Below are 7,559 nucleotides of genomic sequence, written 5' to 3' on the forward strand. Positions count from 1 at the left end.
CTCTTATCTTTTTGTGAGTGCACTGATTTTTTCATGCAACACATCAATTTTAAATGGTTTGCCAATAATATCATCAGCACCCACTTCTTTGGCATTTTCTTTATCATGATCAAGTACACCTGCTGAGAAGGAGATGATAGGTGTTTTTTCCTTCCCAGGAATGTGGCCATTTCTAATTTTCTTGATCGCTTCTAATCCATTCATTACTGGCATATAAGTATCCATTAGCACGAGATCGAAATTTTCTTTCTCCAAAGCTTCCAACGCGGCGGCTCCATTGGTTACTACGGTAGTTTGTACCTTCCAGTCGTTCAATATCTTTACAATAAGAAATACGTTAATCGAATTGTCTTCGGCCACTAAAACTTTTAAGCCATTAAGTGGTGCTAATTGCTCTGATGCTTTGTTCACTTTTATTTTTTCTTCCTTTTCTATTACATTATACCATTTGGAGAACGAGAAGGTACTACCTTTTCCGAGTTCGCTTTTTACATCAAGCTCGCCACCTTTTAATTCTGCCAGTTTTTTAACGATGGAAAGGCCCAGTCCAGTACCACCGTAAACTCTGGTGTGTACATTTTCTACTTGTTCAAAAGAATGGAAAATGGTTTCGATATTTTCTTGAGAAATTCCGATGCCTGTATCAATGATTGAAAACTTAAGGAAGGCATTATTTATTTTTTCTTCCAAAATTTCCACTTTAAAAACCACTTCGCCTTCGTTGGTGAATTTGACCGCGTTACTAAGTAAGTTCATGAAAATTTGGTTCAAACGTAGTGAATCGGCCATGATAAATTGAGGCACCCTTTCATCAATCAACAGCTTTAAGGCAATGTTTTTTTCAATGGCCTTAATGTTAAGCAAATTAGCTGCTTTTGTAGCCAAATCTTTAATGTCGGTTTCCGCAAAGTTGATACTGTATTTGCCTGCTTCTATTTTCGAAAGGTCTAAGATGTCGTTAATTACTCCTAACAATGAGGTTGAAGACACATCCAGCAGATTGACTATTTCGTTTTGCTCCTCGCTTAGTGCTCCTCTTTTGAGTAAGTGAACCAAACCGATAATTCCGTTAATAGGGGTGCGTATTTCGTGGCTCATGTTGGCCATAAAATTCTCTTTAGCCCTTTTACCCTGCTCGGCTTCTTCCTTGGCTTTAATTAAATCGGCCTGTATTTTTTCTAACTGTAGATTTTTGGTTTTAATCTCGATTTGTGTTTTTACCAATTGTATAAACGAATCAACCTTGGCCGAAGTGATATAAGGGTCTAGTGGTTTATACAAATAATCCACCGCACCTGCGGTTAATCCTTTGATGGCATATTTAGGCTCTGTAGAAATTGCGGTTACAAAAATGACTAGAATATCTTGAGTGCGAGAGTTGTTTTTAAGAATTTCTACCAATTCAAAGCCATTCATTTCTGGCATTTGTACGTCAACAAGAGCGATGGCAATCTCCTTCTCCCAGCAAATACGAAGGGCATCGTTTGGAGAAGTAGTAGTAATGATATTGATGTCATTCCTATTTAAAAGGGCTTCCAAAGCAATGATGTTTTCTTGCTTATCGTCTACAATTAAAAGGTTTATCTTGCTCATTTTGATTTGCTTAATTAATTTTTTGATAAATGTTGTTCTTCTTGTCCACTGCTTTAAATTTTTTGGCCAGTTGTGGATCTCGGATGGTTTCTTTGCCGCCTAAGCAGAGAAAGCCAAAATTGGCAAGGCTTTCATAAAAAAGGTTGATCACACTTCTCTGCAGCTCTGGATTAAAATAAATCAGCACATTTCTGCAGGAAATCACCTGAAATTCGTTGAAAGGTCCATCAGACACTAAATTGTGCATCGAGAACAGTACATTTTTTTTTAATTGTCGGGAAATAGAGGCAGCATCATATTGCGCAACATAATAGTTGGCTAAGGACTTGCCACCTCCTAACGCAAGGTAGTTTTCGGAATATTGCTTCATTTTTTGCAGGTCATAAATGCCCTCTTTTGCTGTTTCCAACACCTTGTGGTTAATATCTGTACCGTAAAAAAAACTACGGTTATATAAGCCCTGTTCTTCAAACAATATGGCAAAAGAGTACAATTCTTCTCCTGTAGAGCAACCGGCATTCCAAACTTTAATATGTTGGTAGGAACTAAGGTAAGGGATAACATGTTCTTTTACTGATTTGAAGAATTTTGGGTCACGGAACATCTCCGTTACATTCACGGTAATCTCATTCAAAAAATCATGAAAAAAATCTTTATTGTTGGTCAAGGTACTTCTTAAATCAAAAAAATCTAATCTTTTGAGCACCATAATTCTATTGATCCTTCTTTTTAAGGATGCCCTAGAGTATCCATCAAAATCAAAACCATAAATATTTCTAGTGACAAAAATGATGTCTTCTAATTGTTCGTCTGTGATTGCGTCTTTGGTCATATTCTTTAGCTTAACCAAACCCTCAACATCGACAATAGCTTGTCAATATCTACCGGTTTAGAGATATAGTCGCTCGCTCCAGCTTCAATACACTTTTCACGGTCGCTTTTCATGGCTTTGGCGGTGAGGGCAATAACAGGTAAATTGGCTAAATGTCTTTGTGCCCGTATTTTTCTCATGGCTTCATAACCATCCATTTCTGGCATCATGATATCCATTAAGACTAAATCTATTTCTTTATGTTCTTCAAGTTTTTCTAAGGCTTCAATGCCGTTGTTGGCAATCACTACTTTGATTTTATAATCTTGCAAGGCCGATGATAGGGCAAAAATATTCCGCATGTCATCATCAGTAATCAAAATGGTTTTATTTTCCAATGCTGTTTCAATAGTAGGCGCATAGTTTTTGGGCGCTTTGGTTGTTCTTGGCAATTCTTCACGAGCAGGCGTATCTGCTTGCAACTTGTTCATGAACAGGCTGACTTCATCCAATAATCTGTCGTTAGATTTGTTGCTTTTTAACACCATGGCTTGCGAATAGCGCATGATGCTTGCCATCTTATCCTTGTCCAGCTCCATTGCGGTATTGATGATCACTGGAACATCTTTAGTGTCGGGATTAGATTTGATCTCGTCGAGCAAGTCAAAACCAGAGAGGTCAGGCAGTTTTAAATCCAGAATGATACAGTCGAAAACACTTTCATCCAGCATTTGCCTTGCTTCAGCTCCAGTGTAGGCTTGTGATACCTTAGCCCCTTTTTTAATCAATTGTTCGGTAAGTTCATTGCTTTGCAGTACTTGGTCTTCGATCACCAATACGTTATGGAAATCGTATTTGTATTGGTTAGAAAGCAATTCAAAAGCATTGTCTAATTTTTCTTTTTCTACAGGTTTTTTCAGAAAGCCAATAGCACCTTCTTTTTTTGCCTTTGCAGGTTTCTCGTCTCCTGCCGACATCATATGGATGGGAATATGTTGTGTAGCTGGGTTGGCCTTCAGTTTTTTCAAAATGGTCCAGCCATCCATTACGGGCAACATCACATCTAATACAATCGCATCAGGAAGTTCAGTAGTGGCCAGTTCAAGTCCTTTATCGCCACTGTGCGCCAATATAGGTTCGAAACCTTTTTCAATGGCATAGGCCTTTAAAATTTCGGCAAAATTTTCATCATCCTCAACAATTAACAGTTTATTGCCATTGCTGAGTTTCAATGGAATAGTCTCTATACTTTCAGGGACAGATAAGGTGTCTTTTACAGGAAGATCTATTGGGGTATCTTTATCTGTAATCGTTTTTAACGTAGCCTCTATAGCTAAATCTTGAGGGATAAGCAAGGTAAATGTACTGCCCACGCCAACTTCGCTTTGTAGTTGAATTTCTCCGCCTAGTAAATTGGCCAATTCTCTGCTGATCGAAAGCCCCAAACCTGTGCCACCGTATTTTCTGCTGGTTGATCCATCTTCCTGCTGAAAAGCTTCAAAAATAATTTGCTGTTTGTCTTTAGGAATTCCTATGCCACTATCAGTAACGGCAAAATAAATTGGGTTTTTGTCCAGTTCAAGCAGTGATTTGTTGTACTTAACTTGCTCTTTTTGGGCAAGGCCAGCTTCTACAGTTACACGGCCACCTTTTCTGGTGAATTTGAAGGCATTAGATAATAAGTTTTTAATGACCTGCTCTAGCCTTGTTTGGTCTGTAGCAATGGCGGCAGGTAAATTGTCGTTAAGTTTAAATTCAAACTGGATTTCCCTTTGCTTGGCAAGTTCATTAAATAGGGAGTCTATTTGGCTCTTGATTGACTTAGGTTGAACTTGTTCAATGATCAAATCTACCTTGCCCGATTCGATCTTCGAAAGATCAAGAATATCATTGATCAAGGCTAACAAATCTGAACCAGCATTATGAATTACACCAGCGTATTTGATTTGTTCTTCGGAAAGGTTGTTGAGTTTGTTCTCTTTTAAAATCCTCGCTAAAATTAAAATACTATTCAAAGGCGTACGTAGCTCGTGGCTCATGTTCGCTAAAAACTCCGATTTGTATTTGCTGCTTAACTCAAGTTCTGCCGCTTTTAAGCCTATGGCCTCCTTGGCCTGGTTAATAGAAGCGTTTTTCTCTTCAAGCAATTGCGCCTTTTCTTCTAGTTCAGAATTAGCTTGCTGCAATTCTTCTTGTTGTACTCTTAATTCTTCTTCTGAAGCTTGTAATTCTTCGGTTTTGTGAATAAGATCTTCATTAGTTACACGCAGTTCTTCTTGTTGGCTAATCAATTCTTCTGCTTGCTGTTGCGTTTTTTCAAAAAGTTCCTGTAATTTAACTTTAGCCACCATACTATTTACGGCAATACCGATATCGCTTGCGATTTTCTCTAAGAAAGTAATATGCACCTCGTTTGGTTCAGCAATAAGGCCAATTTCTAAAACGGCAATGGTCTCTTCTTCAAACAACACAGGTAGGCATAAAATATGGCTTGGGTTGGCGTTACCCAAAACAGAACTGATTTTGAGATACCCATCAGGAACTGGGGTAAATAGACGTGTTTTCTTTTCCAATGCGGTTTGTCCAGCCAAGCCCTCTCCAAAGTGATATTTTTTATGAGCAAGATTTTCGTGAATGGCAAAAGAACCTCTAACAGATAATGTTTTTTGTGAGCGGTTAACTAAATAAAATACGCCGATAGGATAGTTCAGCACATTACAAATAGATGAAATGATATTGTCGGCAAGTTGATTCATATCGAATTCGCCTCTCATCACATCGTTTACTTTTGCCTCACTGCTCAATATCCAATTGTGCTGTTCATTTTTTACCGAAAGCTCCTTTAGTTCTGCATTGGTGAGTAGGATTTGTTTTTCTGTTTCCTTTTGCTGATCAAAAGTTTTTCTAATGTACCTTAATAGAAATAAAATTAAACCGAAAATAACGAGTGAACTTAAGCTAACAATGATAATGGTTTGACTACTTTTGGCATCCATCACCGCCCTTCTTTCCTCTAACAAACGATATTCTTCGGCAGTCATTGCATCCGTAAATTGCAATAATTTATTCTTGTAAATGCGGCCTTTGTCGGATAGAATATGTTTTTTTGCGGCATCAAATCCAAGGGTGCTCGCCTTATTCATGATCTGCTTCATGTCGGCAGTTTTGAGCGCTGCATATACCGCCATACTATCGATCTTTGCTTCCTGGCGCTTATTGTCGCTCACCAAATTCTGAAGCTTATCAACCAAAGGCATTATTTTGTCAATGCTCTTTATATAAGGCTCTCGATAATATTCTTTTTCCGTTAGAACATATCCTCTCAGTCCAGTTTCAGCATTTAAAAGCTCAATCTCCAAACGCTCTGCAGTTTTGGTCACATCTTGCGTATGATCAACCCAAGAATAGCTATCATTTAAGGATTTGATACTTAGATAAGATGCAATTGCAGAGATGAAAACAAAGATGAGAGAAACCGCAAACCCAGTAAGAATTTGCTGCTTAAAGGACAGTTTTAGCATAAGCCACTTTTTTTAAAAATATGGCTAAGATAGTTATAAATGGAGTATTGCGATAATGGAAAAATGAATTCCACAAAATATAGCTCGCTAACAAAGCCACTGTTTTAGTAACTTAGCGGGCTAATGCAAATAAAAATGACAAAACTATACGGTATCCCCAATTGTAATACAGTTAAAAAAGCACAAGATTGGTTAAAAGATCATGGCCTTGAGTATGAGTTTCATGATTTTAAGAAGAAAGGGGTGACGCCAGCTAAACTTACAGAGTGGTTTAATACTTTTGGCTGGGAAAAGGTAATTAACAAAGCGGGGCTTACTTTTAAAAAATTAAGTAAAGAAGAGCAGGCCGACATCAATTCGCCTGATCGTACCATTGCTTATTTAACAGCTAATACCAGTGCCATCAAAAGGCCAATTGTTGAGGTTGATGAAAAAGCAGTTTTGCTTGGCTTTAAGGAAGATGAATATCAACACTTCTTTAAAAAGTAATGGGCGTGTTAAATTTTGTTAAAAGAATTAGTTAGTGATTAAAGCGCATTAAATTTGAATATGTTAAAAAAACTATCTCTATTGGCTTTGCTGTTGTTGCCCTTCGTTGTAAAGGCGCAAACTTTTATGACAGGAAACGTTTTCGACAACGAACAGCGTAGTACAGCCTTGCAGGGGGTTGCCGTACGTAACCTCACCACAAAGGCAGTGGTAGTTACTGACAAAGACGGGCATTACGCCATTCCTGCTAAAACGGGTGATTTGCTGACTTATGCGTTAGTAGGTTATCAAACAGATACCATTTATTTGGTGAACCTTTTTCCTAAAAACAACTACTTAAGGATGGCGGTTAATACGCTAAACCCAGTCAATATCACGACCACAAAAGTTTCTCCTTTTCTAGATACCAAAGATCCTGACGCTACCCCAGCTCGTAGAGTAGACTATTCGAAAAATAGGGGCGGATTGCGCTTAGGCTTAGGTTATGGTAAATGGCGTAGACAACAAGAAAAAGAACAGAAGCTAGAAGAAGAAGCGGATATTAACGAGGAAATTTCCAAGAACTTTAATAAAGAAGTGATACAGAAATTAGTAAAATACAAAGGGAAGGATTTGGATGATTATATTGGCATGTATCGCCCAACGATAGACCAAATAAAAGCTGAAAAACCTTTTAATTACACGCTTTACATTGCTACTACCTTTAGCGAGTGGCAAAAACTGCCTGCTGATGCTCGTAAGCTGCCATCACTGCCTAAGCTGAAAACCAGCAACTAACAAGATTGGTAATATTCGTGTGCCATTTTTGCATATTGTTTCTTTTCAGATAACTTAGCATCAAAATATCAAACATAAACATGCGGAAAACGATTTCTAGAACTTTAGTGGTCTTGCTAACCCTTTTATGTGGGCAATTAAGTTTTGCTCAGGATAAACCAGCAGCTAAATATGTACCCGAAGAAGCTTTTGGGCCTCTTTTTTATACCCAAAATGGGAACGAGTACCGTTCGGCCAGTGGTGCTCCAGGGCCTAAATATTGGCAAAACAGGGTCGATTATAACATCAGCGCAAGCCTTGATGAAGCAACTAACCGCGTTAAAGCAACCATTACCATCACTTACAAAAATAATAGCCCTGAAAAGCTT

5 protein-coding genes and 1 pseudogene are annotated in these 7,559 nt (G+C 38.1%); 3 read left to right on the forward strand and 3 right to left on the reverse strand.

Going from position 1 to position 7,559, the window contains the following annotated elements:
• Positions 1-3: 3 nt before the first annotated feature.
• Genes DUT70_RS14925 through DUT70_RS14935 form a run of 3 tightly spaced genes read right to left on the reverse strand, consistent with a single transcriptional unit; the run spans position 4 to position 5,925 of the window.
• Positions 4-1,593, reverse strand: a complete 1,590-nt coding sequence (locus DUT70_RS14925) for a response regulator (protein ID WP_113648143.1) — start codon at positions 1,591-1,593, stop codon at positions 4-6.
• Between the two features lie 10 nt (positions 1,594-1,603).
• Positions 1,604-2,425 carry a CheR family methyltransferase gene (locus DUT70_RS14930; protein ID WP_113648144.1) on the reverse strand — a complete coding sequence of 274 codons (822 nt, stop codon included), beginning with the start codon at positions 2,423-2,425 and terminating at the stop codon, positions 1,604-1,606.
• Between the two features lie 5 nt (positions 2,426-2,430).
• Positions 2,431-5,925 carry a response regulator gene (locus tag DUT70_RS14935; RefSeq protein ID WP_113648145.1) on the reverse strand — a complete coding sequence of 1,165 codons (3,495 nt, stop codon included), beginning with the start codon at positions 5,923-5,925 and terminating at the stop codon, positions 2,431-2,433.
• A gap of 135 nt (positions 5,926-6,060) precedes the next feature.
• Between DUT70_RS14935 and DUT70_RS14940 the strand changes: the two genes are divergently transcribed.
• The 3 genes and pseudogenes from DUT70_RS14940 to DUT70_RS14950 form a co-directional block, all read left to right on the forward strand.
• Positions 6,061-6,414: a Spx/MgsR family RNA polymerase-binding regulatory protein gene (locus DUT70_RS14940; RefSeq protein WP_113648146.1), complete on the forward strand. Its 354-nt coding sequence runs from the start codon at positions 6,061-6,063 to the stop codon at positions 6,412-6,414.
• Between the two features lie 60 nt (positions 6,415-6,474).
• Positions 6,475-7,191 carry a hypothetical protein gene (locus DUT70_RS14945; protein WP_113648147.1) on the forward strand — a complete coding sequence of 239 codons (717 nt, stop codon included), beginning with the start codon at positions 6,475-6,477 and terminating at the stop codon, positions 7,189-7,191.
• Between the two features lie 80 nt (positions 7,192-7,271).
• A pseudogene (locus tag DUT70_RS14950) lies at positions 7,272-7,559 on the forward strand (M1 family metallopeptidase); the annotation flags it as partial.

Origin of the sequence: Pedobacter chitinilyticus (assembly GCF_003313385.1) — a bacterium.
GTDB classification, from domain to species: Bacteria; Bacteroidota; Bacteroidia; order Sphingobacteriales; family Sphingobacteriaceae; genus Pedobacter; species Pedobacter chitinilyticus.

Coding starts and splice junctions, on each gene's coding strand:
- DUT70_RS14940 (WP_113648146.1), top strand. CDS start 6,061: ATGACAAAACTATACGGTATCCCCAATTGTAATACAGTTAAAAAAGCA.
- DUT70_RS14935 (WP_113648145.1), bottom strand. CDS start 5,925: ATGCTAAAACTGTCCTTTAAGCAGCAAATTCTTACTGGGTTTGCGGTT.
- DUT70_RS14930 (WP_113648144.1), bottom strand. CDS start 2,425: ATGACCAAAGACGCAATCACAGACGAACAATTAGAAGACATCATTTTT.
- DUT70_RS14945 (WP_113648147.1), top strand. CDS start 6,475: ATGTTAAAAAAACTATCTCTATTGGCTTTGCTGTTGTTGCCCTTCGTT.
- DUT70_RS14925 (WP_113648143.1), bottom strand. CDS start 1,593: ATGAGCAAGATAAACCTTTTAATTGTAGACGATAAGCAAGAAAACATC.